17 protein-coding genes are annotated in these 21,647 nt (G+C 69.0%); 4 read left to right on the top strand and 13 right to left on the bottom strand.

Features of this window, described 5'->3' with window-relative positions:
- Window positions 1–84: 84 nt before the first annotated feature.
- The 7 genes from ACFV9C_RS15060 to ACFV9C_RS15030 are packed head-to-tail and all read right to left on the bottom strand — an operon-like array spanning window position 85 to window position 8,867.
- Entirely contained in the window at window positions 85–690 is a 606-nt protein-coding gene (locus ACFV9C_RS15060; protein WP_380193926.1) for an SGNH/GDSL hydrolase family protein, read from the bottom strand.
- Entirely contained in the window at window positions 687–1,616 is a 930-nt protein-coding gene (locus ACFV9C_RS15055) for a glycoside hydrolase family 130 protein (RefSeq protein WP_380193924.1), read from the bottom strand. Before ACFV9C_RS15055 ends, ACFV9C_RS15060 begins: the two co-directional genes overlap by 4 nt.
- A complete protein-coding gene (locus tag ACFV9C_RS15050; protein ID WP_380193922.1) occupies window positions 1,613–2,893 on the bottom strand; it encodes an ABC transporter substrate-binding protein in 1,281 nt (426 codons plus the stop codon). The genes ACFV9C_RS15055 and ACFV9C_RS15050 overlap by 4 nt, the downstream gene beginning before the upstream one ends.
- An 11-nt stretch (window positions 2,894–2,904) precedes the next feature.
- A complete protein-coding gene (locus ACFV9C_RS15045) occupies window positions 2,905–3,786 on the bottom strand; it encodes a carbohydrate ABC transporter permease (protein ID WP_380193921.1) in 882 nt (293 codons plus the stop codon).
- Window positions 3,783–4,679: a carbohydrate ABC transporter permease gene (locus ACFV9C_RS15040; RefSeq protein WP_380193919.1), complete on the bottom strand. Its 897-nt coding sequence runs from the start codon at window positions 4,677–4,679 to the stop codon at window positions 3,783–3,785. Before ACFV9C_RS15040 ends, ACFV9C_RS15045 begins: the two co-directional genes overlap by 4 nt.
- The gene (locus ACFV9C_RS15035) at window positions 4,672–7,674 is read right to left on the bottom strand and encodes an alpha-mannosidase (RefSeq protein WP_380193917.1); all 3,003 of its coding nucleotides are present in this window, start codon (window positions 7,672–7,674) and stop codon (window positions 4,672–4,674) included. Before ACFV9C_RS15035 ends, ACFV9C_RS15040 begins: the two co-directional genes overlap by 8 nt.
- Window positions 7,674–8,867, bottom strand: a complete 1,194-nt coding sequence (locus tag ACFV9C_RS15030; RefSeq protein WP_380193916.1) for a DUF4185 domain-containing protein — start codon at window positions 8,865–8,867, stop codon at window positions 7,674–7,676. Before ACFV9C_RS15030 ends, ACFV9C_RS15035 begins: the two co-directional genes overlap by 1 nt.
- 107 nt (window positions 8,868–8,974) lie before the next feature.
- On the opposite strand from ACFV9C_RS15030, the gene ACFV9C_RS15025 reads away from it, so the two are divergent.
- Window positions 8,975–10,900: a discoidin domain-containing protein gene (locus tag ACFV9C_RS15025; RefSeq protein WP_380193914.1), complete on the top strand. Its 1,926-nt coding sequence runs from the start codon at window positions 8,975–8,977 to the stop codon at window positions 10,898–10,900.
- Window positions 10,901–10,996: 96 nt separating this feature from the next.
- Here the strand turns inward: ACFV9C_RS15025 and ACFV9C_RS15020 are convergent, their stop codons facing one another.
- The 4 genes from ACFV9C_RS15020 to ACFV9C_RS15005 all read right to left on the bottom strand — a co-directional run bounded on the left by ACFV9C_RS15020 (window position 10,997) and on the right by ACFV9C_RS15005 (window position 16,792).
- Entirely contained in the window at window positions 10,997–14,065 is a 3,069-nt protein-coding gene (locus ACFV9C_RS15020; protein WP_380193912.1) for a GH92 family glycosyl hydrolase, read from the bottom strand.
- A 178-nt stretch (window positions 14,066–14,243) separates the two neighbouring features.
- Window positions 14,244–14,981 carry a DUF3800 domain-containing protein gene (locus ACFV9C_RS15015; protein ID WP_380193911.1) on the bottom strand — a complete coding sequence of 246 codons (738 nt, stop codon included), beginning with the start codon at window positions 14,979–14,981 and terminating at the stop codon, window positions 14,244–14,246.
- Window positions 14,982–15,071: 90 nt separating this feature from the next.
- Complete coding sequence (locus ACFV9C_RS15010) at window positions 15,072–15,965, bottom strand: NAD-dependent dehydratase (RefSeq protein WP_380193909.1); 894 nt, start codon at window positions 15,963–15,965, stop codon at window positions 15,072–15,074.
- Window positions 15,962–16,792, bottom strand: coding sequence for a phosphotransferase family protein (locus tag ACFV9C_RS15005; protein ID WP_380193907.1), 831 nt, complete (start codon window positions 16,790–16,792; stop codon window positions 15,962–15,964). Before ACFV9C_RS15005 ends, ACFV9C_RS15010 begins: the two co-directional genes overlap by 4 nt.
- A 53-nt stretch (window positions 16,793–16,845) precedes the next feature.
- Here ACFV9C_RS15005 and dapD point away from each other — a divergent pair, with 53 nt between their 5' ends.
- On the top strand, window positions 16,846–17,775 hold the full coding sequence (dapD, locus tag ACFV9C_RS15000; protein ID WP_380193906.1) for a 2,3,4,5-tetrahydropyridine-2,6-dicarboxylate N-succinyltransferase: 930 nt from the start codon (window positions 16,846–16,848) through the stop codon (window positions 17,773–17,775).
- A 100-nt stretch (window positions 17,776–17,875) separates the two neighbouring features.
- Window positions 17,876–18,853 (top strand): hypothetical protein, encoded by a 978-nt coding sequence (locus tag ACFV9C_RS14995; RefSeq protein WP_380193904.1) that lies wholly within the window; start codon window positions 17,876–17,878, stop codon window positions 18,851–18,853.
- Window positions 18,854–18,901: 48 nt separating this feature from the next.
- On the opposite strand, the gene fdxA is transcribed toward ACFV9C_RS14995, so the two are convergent.
- Entirely contained in the window at window positions 18,902–19,228 is a 327-nt protein-coding gene (fdxA, locus tag ACFV9C_RS14990) for a ferredoxin (RefSeq protein WP_012923087.1), read from the bottom strand.
- Window positions 19,229–19,345: 117 nt separating this feature from the next.
- Between fdxA and ACFV9C_RS14985 the strand changes: the two genes are divergently transcribed.
- A complete protein-coding gene (locus ACFV9C_RS14985) occupies window positions 19,346–20,272 on the top strand; it encodes a GNAT family N-acetyltransferase (RefSeq protein ID WP_380193902.1) in 927 nt (308 codons plus the stop codon).
- On the opposite strand, the gene ACFV9C_RS14980 is transcribed toward ACFV9C_RS14985, so the two are convergent.
- Complete coding sequence (locus tag ACFV9C_RS14980) at window positions 20,254–21,618, bottom strand: MFS transporter (protein ID WP_380193900.1); 1,365 nt, start codon at window positions 21,616–21,618, stop codon at window positions 20,254–20,256. The genes ACFV9C_RS14985 and ACFV9C_RS14980 overlap by 19 nt on opposite strands.
- Between the last annotated feature and the right edge of the window lie 29 nt (window positions 21,619–21,647).

The following is a 21,647-nucleotide window of genomic DNA, read 5'->3' as shown; positions in this document are numbered from 1 at the left end:
CCCGCCAGGCTACCTCCGTGTCCGCCACCCCCCCCGACCGCCCCCCGCCCCCCCCCCCACCCCAGCGAGTGTTCCACGACCGGGTCAGCTGAGCTGGCGGAGCCAGGCCTCGGCCAGCGCCGCGTGACCGGCAGGGGTCGGGTGTACGCCGTCGAAGAGCCAGTGCTCCGGGCTCTTGTTGCCTGCGGCAAGCGATGCGAACAGCCCGTCCGCCGCCACCAGCCGCGCCCCGAACTCACGGGCCAGCTCTCGGACCACCTGGATCTTCGCGTCCAGGTCGGGCCGCCACGCCCACTGCTCCTCCTTCACCGGCAGCAGGAACGGCTCGATCAGGACCAGCTGTACGTCGGCCAGCGGCTCCAGCAACCGCCGATACCCGGCCCGGAACGTCTCCGCCGGCACCTCCGGATGCCCGAAGGAGAACCGGTACCCGGTGTCGTTGATCCCGATCAGGATCGACACCACGTCCGGCCGCGCATCCAGTACGTCGTCCCGCCAGCGCCCGCCGAGTCCGGCGAGCGTGTCGCCGGAGATCCCGGTGTTCATCCACACCGGCGTCTCCGCCGGCCGCCGCAACCCCCACTGCCCGGCGACCAGCAGCGGGTACCCGTACCCGAGCGGATTGTCGGTCTCCCGGCGATGGCAGTCGGTGATCGAGTCCCCGGTGAACATCACCCGCGGCCTCGTCATGACGGGGTGTACGTCGCGACACCGATCGTGGTGTCGCTCTGCCCGTAGTACGCGAACCAGGTCCCGCGATGGAACACCAGCCCCTCGACGAACGTCACGTTGCTCACCAGCCCGTTCTGATCCTCGTACGTACTCGGCTCCAGCCAAGGCTCGGTCAGCTTCGCGACCACAGTGTCCGGTCGTGCCGGATCGATCAGCACCTGCCCGCAGGCGTAGTACACGCCGCCGCCAGGCTGAACCACCGCGCTATTGTGCATCAGCAGCACATGCCCGGTCCGCGTCCGGATCGGCTGCGGCCCGGTCTCGACCAGGTCGCCCATGAACGTGCCCGGCTCGGGGCGCAGTACCGGCTCGGGCTCGGCCTTCCAGTGCAGGAGGTCGTCCGACACGGCGAGGTGGATGTTCCCCTCGCCGAACCACATCAGGTACCGCCCGTCGATCGGCTCGGGCAGGATCACCCCGCCCTTGCTCCACTCCGGCCCCGGCGTCTCACGCACCCCGGCGAACGTGTTGACGCCGGGGAACATCGGCCCGTGCTTGTCCCACGTCCGCAGGTCCGTCGACGTCGCCAGGCACAACCGGGCGGTGTGCCGGTCCCACCCGGTATAGGTCAGGTAGTAGGTCCCGCCAACGAAGACGACGCGCGGATCCTCGCATCCGTAGCGCTCGTAGTCCTCGGTCGGCACCATGATCGGATCCGGCTCGGTCTCGAACGTGATCCCGTCGTCGGACCACGCGAGCCCGAGATGCGAGACGATGTCGTCCGCGTGCGCCCGGTACACGAGCGCCACCCGCCCGTCGACCACCAGCGCCGACGGGTTGTAGACGTTCGCCGACTCCCACTCGTGCCGCCCCGGCCTCAATACAGGGTTCTCCGGCCGCGGCACGAACGGGCCGAACGGGTAGTCGACCGCCGGCGCACTCACTTGGCCGCCAGCTTGTTGATCCCGGCAACCATCCCGTCGATCCCCGCAGCCAGGTCCTTCTTCCCGGACAGCGCCGGGTTCCAGGTGGTCCCGACGACGTCGCCGGCCGGCGTCGACCACGGGTCGAGGAACTGCGTGACGAACTTGTCCTTCACCCCGAGCTCGTACGTCGCGGTCGCGGCGATGGTCTTCGCCGCCGCGTCGCCGGCCCGCAACGACTCGTAGTACCCCTTGGAGCCGGGCTCGTACGCGATCGGTGCGATCGGCTGGTCCTTCATCGTCTCGTTGAACCCGGTGACCTCCATGTAGCTGATCACCTTCCAGGTGCTGTCCGGGTCCTTCAGCGTGGCCGGCGAGCAGACGCCGTTGGTCTCGATCGGCTGCACGGACTTCGCCGTACCGGCCGGCCAGGGCGCGTAGCCCCAGTCGAACTTCGGCTTGTTCTGGGTGATCGACTGGTGCAGCCACTGGCCGCCGAACATCAGCGGGATGCCGCCGTTCGCGAACTTCGCGACCGCGTTCGTGCCGTCGTAGTCCGGGTTGGTCATCTCGCCGGCCTTGATCGCCTTCGCCATCCGCTCGGCCCCGGTCCGGAACGTCGCGTCGGCCTGCACCTGCTTGGACCCGATCGGTTTCTCGACGATCGGCGCGCCGCCGTTCGCGACGGAGTACGCCGAGACGCCCTGCGGGCTCTCCAGCAACGCCCACGCGTTCACCAGTGGCGTCGTCTTGGCGTCGGTCTTCTTCAACGCGGCGATGTCGGCGTACAACTCGTCCCAGGTCCAGCCGATCGCCGGGGCCTTCAGCTTGGCCTTGTCGAAGTCGGCCTTGTTGTAGAAGAACCCGTACGTGTTCGCGAGCGTCGGGATCCCGTACAGCTTGCCCTCGGGGTTCCGCCACAGGTCGAGCGAGCCGGGCGAGAACTTGTCCTCCTGCAGTCCGTCGCCCTTCTTCAGGTACGACGACCAGTCGTACAGCAGGCCCTCCGCGGCCAGGTTCTGCTCCTGCGAGTTCGAGCACCAGAAGAAGTCCGGCGCCTTCTTGGACATGATCAGCGAGGCGAGCTTCTGCGCGTAGTCCGCGTTCGGCGACTCCTCGCGCTTGACCGTGACGCCCTGCAGCTTGGCCATGCTCTTGTCGAGGGCCTGGTTGGTCGGGACGGACTCCCAAGTCATGTAGCTGACGGTCCCGCCTTGAGCGGATCCGGAGCCGCCGCCGCACCCCGCGAGGGCGAGACCGGCGACGACCAGCACTGCTGTCGCCCGGATTCGGGGCATGATCGATCTCCTCATTTCGCGATGGTTCCGAGGGCGCCGAGGCCCTCCATGAAGTAGCGCTGGGCGAGGAAGAACAGCACCAGCGGCGGTACGACGAACAGCAGGTTCGTCGCCATGTAGTAGTTGTACTGAGAGCCGGCCTGGTCGGAGAGGAACGCGGCCATCCCGAGCGGCAGCGTGAACTTCTTCGCGTCCTGCAGGTAGACCAGCGGGCTCAGGTAGTCGTTCCAGGAGAGCTGGAAGGACATGATCGCGACCGTGATCCAGACCGGCTTGGTGAGCGGGACCATGATCCGGGTGAAGATCATCCAGTGCCCCGCGCCGTCGATGGTGGCCGACTCGTCCAGGTACTTCGGGATCGACTGGTAGTACTGCCGCGCCAGGAACACGAAGATCGGGCTGCCGAAGAACGCGGGCAGGATCAGCGGCACCCAGGTGTCGATCAGCCCGAGGCTGATGTACAGGTGCTGCAGCGGGATCAGCCCGACGATCCCCGGTACGAAGATGCTGCCGGAGATCAGCGCGAACCAGAACCGGCGGCCCGGGAAGTCGATCCGGGAGATGCCGTACCCGACGATCATCGAGCTGACGACCGCACCGATGGTGGACAGTACCGTGACGATCACGGTGTTCAGTAGCAGCCGGTAGAACCCGATCTGGGCCGGCCCGTCGACGAAGTTCGCGGCCCGGAACTCGCGCGGCAGGAACGCCGGCGGCAGCTGGTTGATGTCGCCGTTGCCCTTCAGCGCGATGCTGATCATCCACACCAGCGGCAGCAGCATCGACACCGCGAGCAGCCCGCACAACGCGTACCAGGCAACCCGCGACACCATGAACGGCACCCGCTGCGTCAGGGCAGCAGGCCGCGGTACGACGAGAGCCTCGGCGGTCATGCGCCCTCTCCCTGGTAGACGCGGCTGCGGGTGAGGCGCAGCATCACGACGGTCACCAGCATCACGATCACGAACAGCACCCACACCTCGGCGGTCGCGTACCCGAGCTGCGGCGAGGTGATGAAGTCGGCGAACCCGTCGTTGTAGATCTTGTACATCAACAGGTTGGTCGAGTGCCCCGGTCCGCCCTTGGTCAGGATCGCGACCTGGTTGAAGGTCTGGAACGCGCCGTTCAGCGCCAGCATCAACTGGAGCATCATGATCGGCCCGATCATCGGCAGCGTGATCCGGGTGAACCGCCGGAACGCGTTCGCGCCGTCGACCTTGGCCGCCTCCTGGATCTCCTCCGGCACCGCCTGCAGGCCGGCCAGGAAGATCATCATCGTGCCGCCGACGCTCCACACGCCGACGATCAGGATCGCCGCCAGCGCCACGTGCGCGTCGCCCAGCCACAGGCTCGTCGGCAGGTGCAGGAACGTCAGCAGCTGGTTGGCCAGCCCGTACGTCGGGTCGTAGATGTACTTCCACAACGTCAGTACGGCGACCGCGGGCAGCACGACCGGCAGGTAGAAGATCGTCCGGAACACCTTGACGCCCTTGATCGTGCGGTTCACCACAACCGCCAGCGCCAGGCCCGCGGCCAACGTCGCCGGGACCGAGATGACCACCCACAGCACGGTCACCCTCAACGACGGCCAGAACGTCGGGTCGCTGGTGAACAGGAATTTGTAGTTGTCCAGGCCGACCCATTTGGCCGGTGTCAGCCCGTTCCACTGGGTGAACGAGTGGTAGAGCGACGTCACCATCGGGTACGCCACGAACAGCAGCAGCCCGATGATCGCCGGTGAGATGAACAGGTACCCGAGAATCGTGTCCCGCCGTCGTTTACTCATCATCGGCCACCCGGATGCGCACGGTGAGGATCTGGAACGGCCGCAGCTCGAACCGTGGCTCGTCGACCGTATCGAGCCGGCGTTCGAGCAGATCCACGATGTCGGCGCCCACGGCAACGAAATCCCAGCTCAGCCGCGCCGTCGTCCGCGCACCGAGGGACTCGTACAGCCGGACGATCACGTCGCCCGAACGGTCCTCGGCGAGCTTCACGGTCTCGATCACGACCCCGGCACCCTCGACCGTGACGAGCGGCGCCGGTGCCGACGTACCGCGGATCTCCCGGACCGGGATGTTCAGCCGCAGACCGGCCTCGACCGCGTCGTCGATGCCGGCGCCGGACACCAGCGTGTAGCGCGCGTGGTGCCGGCCCTGGTCGGTCTCCGGGTCCGGGTAGCGCGGCGCCCGCAGCAGCGACAGCCCGATCCCGGTGCCCGCCCGGCCCGCGAGCGGATCGCCCGCCGAACCGGACAGCCTCCGGACGTCGTGCCCGTACGTCGAGTCGTTGGCGACCGCGACGCCGAAGCCCGGCTCGCCGACGTGCACCCAGCGATGCGCGCACACCTCGAACTTCGCCTCGTCCCAGGTGGTGTTGTCGTGCGTCGGCCGCCGCAGGTGCCCGAACTGGATCTCCGCGGTCGCGTGCTCGGAGCGGACGTCCACGCCGAACATTGCCTTCAGCAACTTCTCCCGTTCGTGCCAGTCCACGTCGATCGCGAACTCCACCCGGTCCGCGCCGGCCGGGACCGTGATCGTCTGCTCGTACGTCGACGCGCCGTGCACCCGGCGTACCTCGACCACCACCGCGTCGGGGCGTTCGGTGACGCGCACCGAGTCGACCGTCCGGAGCGGCGCGGCCGACGTCCGGTAGAACGAGTCCAGGTCCCAGGCGTCGAACGCGTTCGGCAGGTCGTGATGCAGGACCAGGTCGTTCAACCGGTGGCCTTCGGCAACCAGTTCGCGGTCGTACCGGGTGTCGACGAGCGACGTGATCGTCCCGTCCGCGCCGATCGTGACCCGCAGTACGCCGTTGTCGACGATCCACTGCGCACCGTCGAACCTCGCCGCCACGCTCGCCCCGATCGGCTGCGGTACGTCGGACGCGCCGAGCGCGGGAATGCCGTCGATCGCCAGCGGGACCGCGTTGAACCGGATCGGGGTGTCGCCCGCACCGGTCAACGTCTCGAGAGCAGCCCCGATCAACTCCTCCAGCTCCTCGCGGACCTTGGCGTACGCCTCCCGCGCCTCCCGGTGCACCCACGCGATCGACGACCCCGGCAGTACGTCGTGGAACTGGTGCAGCAGCACGGTCTTCCAGATCCGGTCCAACTCCTCGTACGGGTACGGCGTACCGGTCCGGATCGTGGCCGTCGTACACCACAGCTCGGCCTCGCGCAGCAGGTGTTCGCTGCGCCGGTTGCCGCGCTTCATCGCCGCCTGCGACGTGTACGTGCCGCGATGGGCCTCCATGTAGAGCTCGCCGACCCACACCGGCGCGTCCGGGTACTCCGCCTCGGCGCGCTCGAAGAACGCCGTCGGCGTCAGGTGCTCGATCGGCGGCGCACCCTCGAGATCGGCCTGCCGGCGGGCGCGCTCCATCATCACCGCGGTCGGCCCGCCACCACCGTCGCCGTGCCCGAACGGGACCAGCGACGTGGTCGCACCCGCATGATCGCGGAAGTTCTTCGTCGCGTGGTTCAGCTCGGCCGGGGTCAGCTCGGACAGGTACGTGTCGACCGGCGGCAGGTGCGCGAACAGCCGGCTGCCGTCGATGCCCTCCCACCAGAACGTGTGGTGCGGGAACGGGTTCGTCGGATGCCAGGCGAGCTTCTGGGTCAGGAACCACCGGAACCCGGCCAGTACGGCGATCTGCGGCAGCGCGGCGGAGTACCCGAACGAGTCCGGCAGCCACACCTCCCGCGGCTCGACCCCGAACCGCTCGGCGAAGTACCGCTTGCCGTGCACGAACTGCCGGACGAGCGCCTCGCCGCCCGGCAGGTTCGTGTCGGACTCGACCCACATCCCGCCGGCCGGGACGAACTTCCCGGCAGCGACCGCGTCGCTGATCCGCGCGAACAGCTTCGGCTGGTGCTCCTCGATCCACGCGTACTGCTGCGCCTGCGAACAGGCGAACCGCAGCTCCGGGTAGTCGTCCATCAGCGCCAGCACGTTCGCGAACGTCCGCGTGCACTTGCGCACGGTCTCCCGCATCGGCCACAACCAGGCCGAGTCGATGTGCGCGTGCCCGACCGCCGCGACCCGGTGCGTACTCGCGGCCGCCGGCGGCGCGAGCACCGGCGCGAGCTCGGCCCGTGCGGCGTCCACGCAGTCGTGGATCCGGTCCGGGTCGATCACGTCGCAGGCAAGGTCGAGCGCCCGGAGGATCTTCGACCGGCGCGGGTCGTCCGCGGCCAGCTCGACCGCCCAGCCGATCAGTACGTCGAGATCGGCCGCGAGCGCGTCGACCCGGTCGTCGAGCGCGACCAGTTCGGCCCGGCGGAACCGGTACTGCGGTTCGCCGCCGGCGTCGAGCCCGTCGCCGAGGTTGGTCGGCCGGAACGCCTTCGCGGCGATGTCCGGGTTCGCCGCGGCCTCGACGTACAGGTCGACCGTCGTCGTGCCCGGGTCGAGCCGGACGTACCGGCTGCGCGGGTGCACGCCCTTCACGATGCTGCCGTCCGCGCGGTAGACCAGGCCCTCGCACTGGAAGCCGGGGCCGCCGTCGAAGCCGAGGTCGACCACGACCGCGGCGTCCCAGCCGGCCGGGACGTCGCCCTGCAGGTGGAACCACGCGGTCGTCCACGCCGGGCCCCAGGTGGACCCGGCGGTGAACGGTTCGAACGGTCCGGCGGTCGCCTGCTCGAACGGTTCGGGTTCGCCGGGCAGGCGCCGTACCGAGAGGTTCAGCGCCGCCGTCCGGCGCTCGACGGCGGGCTGTACCCGCTCGTCGAGCATCCGGCGCGCCCGGTCGATCGTGCGTTGTGGATGCTGATGCATCACGACCCCTTCGCGAAGCGGACCTTGACGAGCATCTGGGCGCCGGTGGACGAGGTGTAGTACGTGTAGTACTTCGTCAGGCCGTCCGCGCTGGTGTACTCCGGGTGCGCGAACGCGGCGTACTCGATGCCGCTGGTCTTCGCGGCGGTGAAGAGCTTGGTCGGCGTACTCCACGGGCCCCACGGGTTGGGCGCCGTCTGGTACTGGACGTCCTGCGACTGGAACTGCATGAACGTGTTGACGTAGGCGCCGAACGCGCTGTCCCAGTACACGGTCGAGCCGGCCGCGCCGTTCGCCTTCACCTGCACGGTCTTGCTCGGATCCGTCGACCACTGCGGATTACCGTTGCCGTCGGCACCGGTGTAGAAGCGCCACTGGGAGATGTCGGTGACCTGCGCGACCGGGACCTTCGCGACCGCGCAGCCGTCGAGGGTGCACTTGCCGTAGCCGTAGAGCGTGCTGCCGACAAGCACCATCGCCTGACCGCCCCAGTCCTGGCCGGGCGGGAAGAACAGCGTGTTGTCGGTGCCTTCCGGGCTCGGGATGTCGGCCGGGCGGTTGGTCGCGGTGAGCCGGGTGATGGTCTTGCTGTTCATGTCGACCGAGACGAGGCCGGTGCCTTGCGCCTGGCCGACGAAGCCGGACTCGCACGGCGTACCGACGCGACCGCCGCGGCAGAGCTTGCCGTACGACACCAGGATCCGGTGCCGCGCTTGGTCGACCACGGCCGGCCCGGGCCAGTGCGCGAACACGGTCCCGCAGTACTCGTCGGCCGAGTTCGTGCAGTCCGCGGACGCGTGCTGCTGCTGGAACGCGGTCTCGGCGGCGGAGAACGGGACGAACTCCGGCGGTACGCCGGTGGAGCGCTCGTCGAGCGGGTTCGCCGAGGTCAGCGTGATGTTGTCGCTCGCGTCCAGGTCGCTCGTGGTCGCGGCGGTACTGGTCAGGAAGCCGTCCGGGTTCTTCAGGATCGTGTCGTCGAAGAACCACACCGACTGGTTGCCGTACCGGACACTCTGACCGTTGTCGCGGGCGGCGTTGTGCGGATTCTGGGTGATCGGGCCGAGCTCGGTCGCACTCTCGACCACCAGGTTCGAAGCGCGATGCCTGGCCGGGGATGCCTCGGCCGGGGAGGAGAGGGCGGTGGCGGCAAGCAGCGCCGCCAGGACGAGGGGGATGCGGGATTGACGCACGGTTGGTACTCCCTCACTGAGTGACAGCAACAAGTGCGAAGCGATTTGATGATGTCAACGTTGACATAGCCTTGTCAACGTTGACATTTCTTCCTAAGGTGCCTGCGGTGAGCACCGTTTCCCGCCGTACCTTCCTGCGCACCAACGCCGCTCTGGCCGCCGGCCTGAGCGCCTCCGCCGCACTCCCGGCGCCGTCCTGGTCCTCCCCCACCACTTCCTCCCCCACCACTTCCCATGCCGGCCGGCCGCTCCGTGCCACCCGCGCCGACGAGTGGACCGAGTTGTTCGACCGCCGCTCCGGCTGGATCGGCGCCGACGGGATCTACTCGGTCCCGCTCGACGGTCGCGACGGCATCGGCGCCGCGACGCCCGGCTCGCGGACCGCGTTCATCTTCAGCGACACCCGGATCGGCACCGTCGATCCGGACACCTTGACCTACCGGCAGACCGGGTTCGTCAACAACTCCTCGGCTGTCCTGGCCGGCAACCGGCCCGACCCCGCGCGGACGACGTTCGTGCTCGGTGCGAACGGGGCGTTCGGCAGCGGGTTCTGGATGAACGACGGGATCGCGATCGGCGACACCCTGTACGCCACCGGGTTCGCGCCTGACTCCGACTGGAACGCGGCCCGGGTCGACCTGATCGCCGTACCGTTGGCCGGCGGAGTCCCGGACTACACCGCGGTACGCCGTACCGAGGACGTCGGGCTACTGGTCCGGGACGGCACGTACATCGTGATGTTCGGCGTCGGGATCATGCCCGGTCCGGACGGCTTCGTGTACGTCTACGGGTACCGGAACACGTTGGCGGGCGGGCAGAAGGACCTGGTCTGCGCGCGGGTCCGCCGCGAGGAGTTCGCCGACATCGCGTCCTGGCGGTTCTGGAGCGGTGCGTCGTGGAGCCCGGACATCACGGTCAGTGTCCAGGACGCCGCCGTACTGCATGCCGACGTGTCGACCGAGCTGAGCGTGACGCCGATCCCGGACGGGCGGTACCTGCTCGTGTATCTGCGGAACGTGAACTCGACCGGGCTCGAGTACGCGATCGGGTCGTCGCCGATCGGGCCGTTCGGTCCGGGCGTGCGGTTCTACAACTGCTCGGAACCCTATGTGTACGAGGCGCAGACCGCGGGCGGGACGTACTGCTACAACGCGAAAGCGCATCCGAGTCTGTCCGAGGACGGGCGATTGCTGATCAGCTACAACGTGAACCGCCTCGGAGCCGATCCGTCGACGACCGAGATCTACCGGCCACGCTTCGTCTGGCTGGACCTTCATCGCTTCGCCGACGAACCGCCGGTGCTGTCGGCAACCACCGACCTGGCGTCCGGCGGTCGGGTACTCGATCTGGACGGGCTCCGGACGGTCTCCGGGTACCGCATCAAACACGCCGGGTACGAGGGTGGTCAGACCGCCTTCAACACCAGGGACTTCACCGTCGAGGCCGCCCAGCGAGCGACCGGGCCGTGGCGCCCGGTGGATGTTGTCACGGGCAACATCCACAACCTGACCGATCGGCGCTTCCCGTACCCGGTCCCGGCACGCTACCTCCGGCTGACCGTCCAGCGCGCCACGCAATCCGACGACACGACCGTGCGGGTGCTGGAGTTTGCCGCGGTCGCCGACACCGCCGACGTACCGGATCTGGCGCGCTACTGTCCCGTCCTGGCGAGCGCCGAGAACACCACCGCCCACTACGTCACCGACCCCACGGCCGGCTTGTGGGTCAACCCGTCTCCCAACGCCTGGCTGTCCATAGACCTTGGTGCGGACCGATGGGTTGCCCGCTACTCCATCGCCCACGCCGGCGCCGCGGATCTGAACACGCGCGACTTCCAGCTCCAGTCCAGCGACAACAACAAACTGTGGACCACCCGCGACACCGTGCGGGGCAACACCGCCGCCACGACGGACCGCACGGTCGCCCCGTTCACGGCCCGCTACGTCCGCCTGGTGGTCACCCGCCCCGTCGCTGATTCCGTCCCCGACAAGACCACCCGAATCCGCTCCGTCACCGTCCACCCATCGACCTGAGCTACCGAGTCGTGGCTAACGGCTCCGGCCCCGCCCGCCGAGTCGTGGACTTCGGCTGCTCAGCGCAGCCGGTTCTCACGACTCGGCGCACGGCCGTCAGGCCAGCAGCTCGAGCTGGGCGAGGGCCGACGGGGTCGGGAAGGTCAGGCGGTAGTGCTGGTGAGGGGCGGGGGTCGGGATCTTGAAGGGGCGGGTCTGGCGGGGCCAGCGGAAGGACTGGTCGGCGCGGGTGTCGAGGACGGTCCAGGTGGTGCCGTCGGCCGAGGCTTCGAGCTGCCAACCGGTGGGAGGCTCGCCGGTGCCTGACGTCAAGGTGTAGAGAGTTGGGCTCGCCGGTGCGGGCAGTGACCAGCTGACGGACTCGAAGACGGCTTCGGTGGCCGACGTGTCGTCGAAGACCGGGCTGCCCGGGTCCACCGGGATCAGGTCGACGAGCGGCGTGGCGACCCGGTCGTCGGTGGTCAGCGAAGGCGGGGACTCCAGGCTGGCCCAATCGGACGGTTCGGCGCCGAGGGTGAAGTCGAGCCGGGTGGCTGCGGTCAGGTCGGCGTGGGTGATGGATGCTACGGGCAACTGTTTGCCGTCGACCCGGAGGTCTTGGACGTAAGGGTTCTCGACCCCGGTCGCGGTGATCGTCAGCGGGCTCCCGCCCAGCGGTGACACCACCACGCGCGGGAACAGCGGCGACCCGATCGCGTACTCCGGAGCGCCGACGCGGAGCGGATACAGCCCGAGCGCCGCGAACAGGTACCACGCGGACATCTCCCCGTTGTCCTCGTCACCGGGATACCCCTGCCCGATCTGCTCCCCGACGTACAGCCGGTCCAGCACCTCGCGGGCGATCGCCTGGGTCTTGTACGGCGTACCGGCGTAGTTGTACATCCACGCGATGTGGTGCGCCGGCTGGTTCGAGAAGCCGAACTGGCCCATCCGGACGGCCTGCGCCTCGACCATCTCGTGGATCACGATCGAGTAGGTGCCCTTCTTGACGGCGAGCTCCGGCGTCGCGAAGAACCCGTCGAGCTTCGCCTCCAGCCCGTGCGGACCGCCGTACAGGTTCGCCAGCCCGCGCGGGTCGTGCGCGACGTGGAAGGCGAAGTTCCACCCGTCGGTCTCGGTGAAGTCGCCGCCCCACTCCTCGGGGTCGAACTCGGCCGGCGTCTTCGCGAAGCTCCCGTCCGGACGGCGGCCCTGGAAGAAGTTGACCGCGTCGTCGAACAGCAGCACGTAGTTCAGCGACCGGCGCCGCAGGTACTCCGCTTCCTCGAGCAGCTGCGTACGCCGCTCCGGAAAGGCCTCCGCCAGCTGCAGCGCCATCTGCGCGAGACCGAAGTCGTTCAGGTACGCCTCGAGCGACCACGACACGCTCTCCTCGGTGTCCGTGCTCACGTACCCGGCGAAGAACCCGGTCTCGGCGCCCTTCCGCCCGACCTCGGTCGCCGCCGGCGCCACAGTCGCGTTCCGGAGCCCGGCGTCGTACGTCGCCAGCGGATCCGGCAGCGCGACGCCCTTCAGGAAGGCGTCCGCGAACGACACGTCCGAACTCGTGCCGGTCATGCAATCGGCGTACCCCGGCGACGACCAGCGCGCGATCCACCCGCCGTCGCGGTACTGCTGCACGAACCCGTCCACCAGCTCGGCCGCCAGCTCGGGGTAGAACAGCACATACGCCGGCCACGCGGTCCGGTACGTGTCCCAGAACCCGCTGTTCACATACATCTTCCCGGGCCGGACCACCGCATTGGTGACAAGGCTCGTGGCCTCCCCCTCTGCGGGCAGTACTGGACTGGCATACCGGTAGTCCGGGTTCTCCACGCTCGCCACGTTCTCGAAGTGCGAGTTCGGATAGAGGTTCAGCCGGTACAGGTTGCCGTAAACAGTCCGAAGCTGCGGCGGAGTAGCACCCTCCGGACGAATGACTCCCAGACGCTCGTTCCAGACCGCGTTGGCGGCCCTCCGGATCTCCTCGAACGAACCGCCCAGCTCCAGCGACAGGTTGTGCCGCGCCTGGTCCACGCCGATGAACGAGGTCGCGACCCGCAACGTCACCTCGGGTACGTCGAAGCTCGCGGCGCGGGCGTTGTCCCGCCCGCCGGACGCCGGGCCGAACCCGGTCGGCGTACTGGAGAACTCGCCGTAGCAGTACATCCGGGTCCGGCCGGTCCCCGACCCGTTCTCGACCCAGCCGGTGACCGCGGTCCCGTCGTAGGAGAAGCCGCCGTTCTCGTCGATCGTGTCGAAGACCAGGTGCCGCCCGGCCGCGTCCGTCGGGAACGTGAACCGGAAGATCGCGCCGTGGTCGGTCGGCGTGAGCTCGGCGCGGACGCCGTTCGTGAGCGCGACGGAGTACAGGTCGGGCCGGGCGATCTCGTCGTCGTGGCGGAACGCGACGGCCCGCGCCTTCGGGTCGCCGAGCGGTTCGGCGGCCGCGACCGGCATGATCGTGAGCTGGTCGCGGTCGCCCATCCACGGGCTCGGCTGATGCGAGAACGTGAGGCCCTGCAGTTCGGGAAGGTTGTCCGCGTTGTTGGCGCGGTGGTACTCGTACGGCCAGCGGTACGTCGAGGCGTCGGTGACCGGGGTGACGAAGTTGAACCCGTTCGGCCAGGCGGTGATCGGGAGCGTGTTGCCGCGGGAGAAGCCGTGGCTGGCGTTGGTCCCGCGCCGCGTGTCGACGTACGCCGCCAGATCCGACCTGTCCGGCTCCACCGGCGCCGGCCCGACCTCGACATCGTCGATCCAGCCCGCGAAGTCCCCGTCGCCCGGTGCGTCGACCACCAGCACCAGCTGCGCGATCGTCTTTCCCGCGGCGGCGGTCAGGTCGACCTGCACGTCGTTCCACTGGTCGGCGTACAGGATCTTCGCGTCGCCCTGCCCCGCGGCGTCGGCGGGCTTCCCGTACTGATCGGTCCCGGCGTACCGCGTCCCGTCCGCGAACACCACCTCGACCGCGACGTACGTCGCCGCGTACGTCAGCCCCGCGTCGAGCTCCGGATACACCTTGTACCGCAGCCGATCCCCCACCGCGACCAACTGTCCCCGGCCCGGCAGCTCCACCTCCTGCCGCGCACCGGCAACCCCCGAGTACCGCGTCCCGTCCACACTGCTGAACCCACCCCGCGAACTCGTCGGGCCGCCCGGTCCACCGCCAGTCTCGATATCCACGGGCGCAATCCTACGAATCAATGCGGCGCCGCGGGTGGAACGTTTCCATCGTGGACCCAGGCGACTGCTGCTATTGTTGTGGCCACGAGGCCTTCGATGGCCGCGGAGAGAACGCCAGGTCTGCTGCCAGACCCGCCTGACAGGTGCGGCGCTCCGGTCCATCGAAGGCCTCGTCGTTTCAGAATCCGTCTGGCGGCCACCATCTGTAGGCCGCGGGTGTTTCGGGCAGCACCAGCGCCTCGAATCCACCGGGCCGCCGGATCTGATGCCGCACCGCCACCAGGTGGTGCTCCTCGAAACCCCCGTACTCATCCGCCTCGAGAGCTGCCCGCAGCATGCCGCAGTACTGATCTGCCGCTTGCAGACCGTCGAGCTGCCCCGGGCCGAGGAAGGACGGCTTGCCTCGCAGCAACTCCCACGAGACCTGAGTCGTGGGCTGCGCCCGCAGCTTCTCGAACCACGCCAAGGTCTCAGCATGGTCGAAGCCGCGAACATGTCCGAAGGTGATCACGAGATCCCGCCGGCCGCCCGGCCATTCGTCGGCCGACTCCAGGACCTGCTGGAGCAGCACGCCCGCCACGAAGTTGTAGAAGGCAACCTGGTTGGAGATGTCCTGGGCAACGGCTGCCTTCTCGACCAGGACGACGTTCAGCACCACCCCGGGAACGACCGACAGTTGGCCGGCAACGAACTGCCGACGTGGAAACCTCTTGACGTGTTCGGTCCAGTGCAGCGGCTTGCCGGGCGGAACCGACAGCCGTCGACGACAGTCCGCGATCGCACGACGGAGCAGCGCGTCGTCCTCGTCCGCGACGACCACCGCGACCATTCCGAAGTACCGCGACGCGCGCGCAGACAATCCGCGATCGCCGGTCTCGTCCACGTAGGCACGCACAAGTGGTCGTTCGAAGTACATGGGGTGACACCTTAGGTGTCATTCCGTGAGTACGGCGGGCCGCGAAACGGGCCTGTGGATATCTGCCCCAGAATGCCCCAGGTTGCCCCGTCAGTGCGGCGGTTCCGGCGGGATGTTTCCGCTCCGAACCCAGGCGACGTAGTCGCGGGCGGACTGGGTGTCGGGGCGGAGGTGGAGGCCGTGGGTGAGGGCGTGGGTGTTGACGAGCTGGAAGGTGCCGTCGTTGGAGCCGTCGTGGGGGAGGTGGAAGGCGTCTGTCGGCGGGGACCAGTCGATGGGTGGCGGGTTGGGGACCACGGAGCGCCAGGTTTCGGCGAGGTCAGACATCCGGCAGGTGGGGCCGACGGCGTTGAAGGGGCCGGGGAGGCGGGAGACCGTGACGTGCAGGAGGAAGTTGGCGAGGTCGCGGGCGTCGACGTACTGGATGGGCTGGGTGGGGCGGGCAGCGCATTCCAGCGGGAGGTTGTGGGCGAGGGCCCGGCCCCAGTTGCCGAAGTCGGGGTTGTACGGGCCGATCACGAAACCCGAGCGGACGGACGCGGTGCGGGCGCCGAAGGTGGCGGTGAGCAACGATTCGTTGCGGACCTTCGACGGGCCGTACAGGTCCATCGTGAAGTGGTGCTCGGGTGCGCCGGCGGGCCATTCGAGGAGCCGCGCGGACTCGGTCATGCCGACGTCGGTCTTGCTCGCGTACACCGCGATCGACGACATGTACGTGTAGTGCCCGCAGCGGTCCCGCAGTACGGCGGCGCTCAGCGACACGTCGCGGACGAGGAAGCCGGACATGTCGATCACGCCGTCCCACTCGCCGCCGGCCAGTACGCCGGGCGCGGCCCGGTCGCCGGTGATCCGCCGTACGTCGGGAAAGAGAGCCGGGTTCGTCCGGCCGCGGTTGAACAGGGTCACCTCGTGGTCGTTCCGGAGCGCCGCCTCGACGACGTGCCGGCCGAGGTTCTTCGTACCGCCGAGGACCAGCAGCCTCATGACAACTGCCCGACGAGGTCGGCAAGCTCGACCAGCAGCGGGTCGATCCAGTCCTCCGAGCCGGGGATCGTGCGGACACCCTCCTCGACCACGAACGCCAGCGCGAGCAGGCAGAAACACGCTCCGCCGACCAGCAGCTGCCGGTCCACCAGGAACGGGTCCGCGCCCGAGACCTCGACGTACCGCGCGACGATCGGGCCGCGGTCGTAGCCGAGGGCAACGGCATCGCGGATCAACGTGTACAGGTCGCTCAGGTGCGGGGCGAGATGCGCCAGCGGCCAGTCGACCGCGGTCCAGCGGGTGCCGTCGGTGACCAGGTTCTTCGGTACGAAGTCCCCGTGCACCACCCCGAGCGGCGCCTCCCGGTGCAGCCGGTCGACCGCCTCCACCAGCGGATCCAGGTCGAAGTCGATCCGGCCGATCCGGCCCGCCAGCTCCTTCACCTGACCGGGCGGGAACCCGCTCACCCCGTCCACGGTCGCGCCGTGGATCCGCGCCGCGAGCTCGGCCCCCGCGACGAACCCGTCCGCGGCCGGCTCCTGCTCCAGCGTCACCCGGCCCACGTCGGCCAGCACGATCACGCCGTCGCCGCCGTACAACAGCTCCGGCGCCGGCAGCCCCAGCGGTACGACGTACCTCTCGTACGCCGTCTCCTCGCCGGCCTGCGCGTCCGTCCCGTGCTTCACGATCACGCTGCGCAAACCGTACGACAGCCGCCGTACCTCCGACGATCCCCACTGCCGCAGCAGCTCGGAATGCACCGCCTCGAGTGCCGGCGCAGCCAACGCCTCCAGCACCACGTCCCGCGGTATCCATCCAGGAAGCATCCGAAAAGTAGACCACGCTCCGGCACCGAGGGCTCCCGAATTAGGGTGTACGCATGACGAACCACGCCTGGGGCTTCGGCCTTGCCACCGTTACCACCGCCGGGGACGTCCTGGACGTCTGGTACCCGGCGCCCGCGCTCGGGTCCCGGCCGGCCGACGCCAAGGCCCCGGCCGAGCTGGTCGCCGCCGAGGGGAACGACGACCTCCGGCAGGTACGGCGTGCGGTGGTCACGACCGAGCTGGTCCTCGACGAGGCCCCGAGCGGTACGGCGGACGCGTACCTGCGGCTGCACCTGCTCAGCCACCGCCTCGTCCGCCCGCACGGCGTCAACCTGGACGGCATCTTCGCCGCGCTCCCGAACAACGCGTGGACGTCGCTCGGCCCGGTCCCCGTCGACGAGGTCGAGAACGTCCGGCTGCGCACCCGCGCCGCGGGCCAGCACCTGAGCGTGACCAGCGTCGACAAGTTCCCGCGGATGACCGACTACGTCGTACCGTCCGGGGTCCGGATCGGCGACGCGGACCGGGTCCGGCTCGGCGCGCACCTCGCCTCCGGGACCACCGTGATGCACGAGGGCTTCGTGAACTTCAACGCCGGCACGCTCGGTACGTCGATGGTCGAGGGCCGGATCGTCGCCGGTGTGGTGGTCGACGACGGCAGCGACATCGGCGCCGGCGCGTCGATCATGGGCACGCTGTCCGGCGGCGGCAAGCAGGTGATCTCGATCGGCAAGCGCTGCCTGCTCGGCGCGAACGGCGGCACCGGCATCTCGCTCGGCGACGACTGCGTGGTCGAGGCGGGGCTGTACGTGACCGCCGGCACCAAGGTCACGCTCCCCGACGGCACGGTCGTGAAGGCTCGCGACCTGTCCGGGCAGCCCGGCCTGCTGTTCCTCCGGAACTCGGTCACCGGCGCCGTCGAGGCCCGCCCGCGGCAGGGCGAGGGCATCACGCTGAACGAGGCACTGCACGCCAACGCCTGATCGTCCGAAAGGATGACTTTGCCAACCACCGTGAGGCTGACCACGTCAATCAGTACGTGACCCGCGAAACTGTCTGCTGCCCTCGACCGTTGGGAGCGGTATGCCGGTGAAGCGTGGTGCCCTCGTCGTCCTGGGTGGCATCGGCGTGCTCAGCCTCGCGATCGGCGCCGGGATCGCCTGGCTCGGCGGCAAGAACATCGCGAACATCCTGCCGCCGCCCGAGCAGTGCACCGCGACCGTGAACGGGCAGCAGGTCGTGCTCGACTTCGAGCAGGCCGAGTCCGCGGCGATCATCGCGGGCATCGCGGTCCGCCGCGGGCTGCCGGCCCGGGCGGCGACGATCGCGCTCGCCACGGCGTACCAGGAGTCGAACCTGCGGAACCTCGCGCACGGCGACCGGGACTCGCTCGGGCTGTTCCAGCAGCGGCCGTCGCAGGGCTGGGGTACGGCGAAAGAGGTCCAGAACCCGTACTACGCGACCGGGCGGTTCTACGACGCGCTGGTGAAGATCGCGAACTACCAGAGCCTCCCGATCACGGTCGCCGCGGACAAGGTGCAGCGCAGCGCGTTCCCGAACGCGTACGCCGACCACGAGGCGGACGCCCGGGTGCTGGCGTCGTCGCTGACCGGGCAGTCGGAGAGCGTGTTCAGCTGCACGGTGAACACGACCGACGTACCGCAGGAGACGATGGGGAAGAACGGGCTGACCCCGCGCGCGGAGGCGGTCCGCAAGGACCTGGCGCGGACGTTCGGGAAGCTGTCGACCGGCGGGTACGAGGCAGGCGGGGTGCGGACCGGGCACATGGAGGGGTCGGCGCACTACGACGGGCGGGCGATCGACGTGTTCGTCCGGCCGATCTCGGCGGCGAACACCACCAGGGGGTGGGCGATCGCGCAGTACCTGGTCGCCCGGGCGAAGCTGCTGAACATCCAGACGGTGATCTTCAGCGACAAGATCTGGACCGCGGGCGGGCAGTCGGACGCGGGCTGGCGCAAGTACACCCCACCGGAACGATCCGGCGACCCGAAGATCCTCAGGCACCTCGACCACGTCCACGTGGACGTTCTGGCGCAATAACAGAAGTAGGGCACCCGCTCGGATGCCCTACTCTCTGTCAGCTACTGTCTACTCGTCGTGTTCCTGCGGCGGCAGGGCCGCGATGAACGGGTGGTCCTTGTCGATCTTGCCGAGCTTGGACGCACCGCCCGGCGAGCCGAGGTCGTTGAAGAAGTCGACGTTCGCGGTGTAGTAGTCCTTCCACTGCTCCGGAGTGTCGTCCTCGTAGTAGATCGCCTCCACCGGGCAGACCGGCTCACAGGCTCCGCAGTCGACGCACTCGTCGGGGTGGATGTACAGCATCCGGTTGCCCTCGTAGATGCAGTCGACGGGGCACTCCTCGACACACGCGAGGTCCTTCAGGTCAACACACGGCTGCGCGATGACGTAGGTCACTGCTACTCCTCCTATGGCAGGCAAGCGCAGCGCTGATTTCGGGGTGCTGCGATGCGGTGATGCGAGTATCTCTAGTATCACGGTAGTACGTCGCCCACTGTGCCAGGAGTCCGGATCGTGTCAGGCCTTGGTGTCCGTGATATCGGCCACCGTGTCGTCGTCCGGCACCGCATTCCCGGCGGCCTGACCGACGTGATCGGCGTCCTGCAGGCAGGTACGCCGGAACTCGTCACCGTCCGGCACGCGGACAGCACGCTGTACGACATCCCGGTCGCGGACATCGCCGCTGCCAAGCAGATCCCCGAACTGCCGCTCCGCCCGGTGGACGTCGACCAACTGTTCCTGACCGCGTCGCTCGGCCGCCCTGCCGTGGAACGGGCGTACATCGGCCAGTGGTTGCTCCGGGCATCCGCCGGCTGGACCGGCCGCGCCAACTCCCTGCTCCCCGGCGGCAACCCCGGCGTCCCGCTCGCGGAGGCCCTCGACCAGACGGTCGCGTTCTATACAGAGCGTCAACTCCGCCCACAGGTTCAGGTCCGCGTCGGTAGTCCGTTCGACCAGGAGATTCGTGCTCTCGGCTGGGTGGATGCCCGCCCGGAGCAGTCCGACGTACTCGTCATGCACACCACACTGGATCATGTGAATGCTGCACCTGGGTACGAGGTTGAGCTGACTGAGCGGCCGAATGATGCGTGGTATGCGGCTGCTTTCGAGGGCCCAGTACCGGTTGTTGCACCGCAGGTACTGGAAGGGGCGGCGAAGGCGAGGTTTGCGTCGATCAGCCTGGACGGGCGGGTTGTGGCGGTCGGGCGGGGGTCGATGACGGGGCATTGGCTCGGGGTGGACTCGATCCGCGTGGCGGACGGGTTCCGCCGCCGCGGGCTCGGTACGGCGATCGTCCAGGGTCTGGCGCGCTGGTCGGGCCCGGAGGGCGGCCGCCGTACCTACCTGGAAGTCCTGCTGGAGAACACCCCAGCGCTGACCACCTACACCCACCTCGGCTATCACGAGGCGTACCGCTACCGCTACCTCACCAACCGCTGAGCCGCACCGGCCCCGACCAGCGCCAGCACCGCGAACCCGGCCAGTACGACGCTCAGCGCCCTCCCGGGATCAGCAGAGAGCGCGGTGTACGCAGAGCCCGCCACAGCAACCCCCAACGCACCAGACAGCTGTGCGTTGGTAGCAACCACCCCGGACAGGTCAGCGGCGTACGACGGCGGCAAGCTGGACGTCACCGCGCCGATCAACGTGTTGGCGCTGATCCCCAGCCCCAACCCGCCAACACCGAGCAGAACGAACAGCAACGGCCCGCTACGCCCGCCCAGCACCAGATACGCCAGCACGCACACATAGCCCGCCGCCAGCACCAAACAGCCCACAACAGGCATCCACTGCACTCCCCTGCGCAGTTTCGGCAGCACAGGCCCCGCCAGCCCGAAAGCAGCCACCCACACCACCATGGCGAACCCGGAGTACGCCGGACCCTTGTGCAACCCGCCCTGCAGGTAAAGGGCGAGTACGAACAGCAGGGCGAAGTACGAGCCGCTGGTGCACCCGTGGGCGAGCAGCCCCGCGCGGACAGACCTGCTGCCGAGCACCTCCCGCGCGATGAGCGGTCGACCACCACGTGCCGCCGTACGCCGTTCGCCGTGCTCGAAGAGCAGCAGCGCCGGAACGCTCAGCAGGAGGCACAGCCAGGACCAGGTGGGCCATCCGCGTTCAGCACCGAGCAGGAGCGGCACGATGACGAGCAGAACCGCCGTACAGAGGACGAAGACGCCGCCGAGGTCCAGGCGGTCCCGGCGGCCGGCCGGGTCGGGTGGGAGCAGGCGGCGGCCGGCGATCAGCAGTCCGACGCCGATCGGCACGTTGACCAGGAAGATCGGGCGCCAGCCGGTGCCGAACAGGTTCGCGGCGATCAGTACGCCGCCGAGCAACTGCCCAGCCACCGCGCCGCCGGACAGCGCGATCGAGAAGTACCCGAGCGCCTTCAGCCGGTCGCGGCCGTGGAAGTGCAGCTGGATGCCGCTGAGCACCTGCGGCACCATCAGCGCGGCCCCGGCGCCCTGGACGAAGCGCGCCCCGACCAGCGTGCCGAGGCCGGGCGCGAGACCGCAGGCGAGGGACGCGGCGGTGAAGACGGTCAGGCCGAGCAGGAACGTCCGGCGGTAGCCGAGCGACGTGCCGAGCCGAGCGCCGGTGACAAGCAGGACGGCGAACGCGACGACGTACCCGGAGACGACCAGCCCGACCGCGCCCGGCGAGGCGTGCAGGTCGGTCCCGATCGACGGTCCGGCGATGTTCGCCACCGCGTTGTCGATGTTGGCCATGAACTGACCGGTGAGCAGCACGGCGAGTACCGCGCCCCGGTTGCGAGTGATGAGCACGTGCGTTGAACGGTGTGAGCCCACCGAGA

Origin of the sequence: Kribbella sp. NPDC059898 (genome assembly GCF_042730855.1) — a bacterium.
Classification (GTDB): Bacteria; Actinomycetota; Actinomycetes; order Propionibacteriales; family Kribbellaceae; genus Kribbella.
The sequence above is the reverse complement of the archived record's forward strand: the minus strand, read 5'-3'. Positions and strand labels throughout refer to the sequence as shown.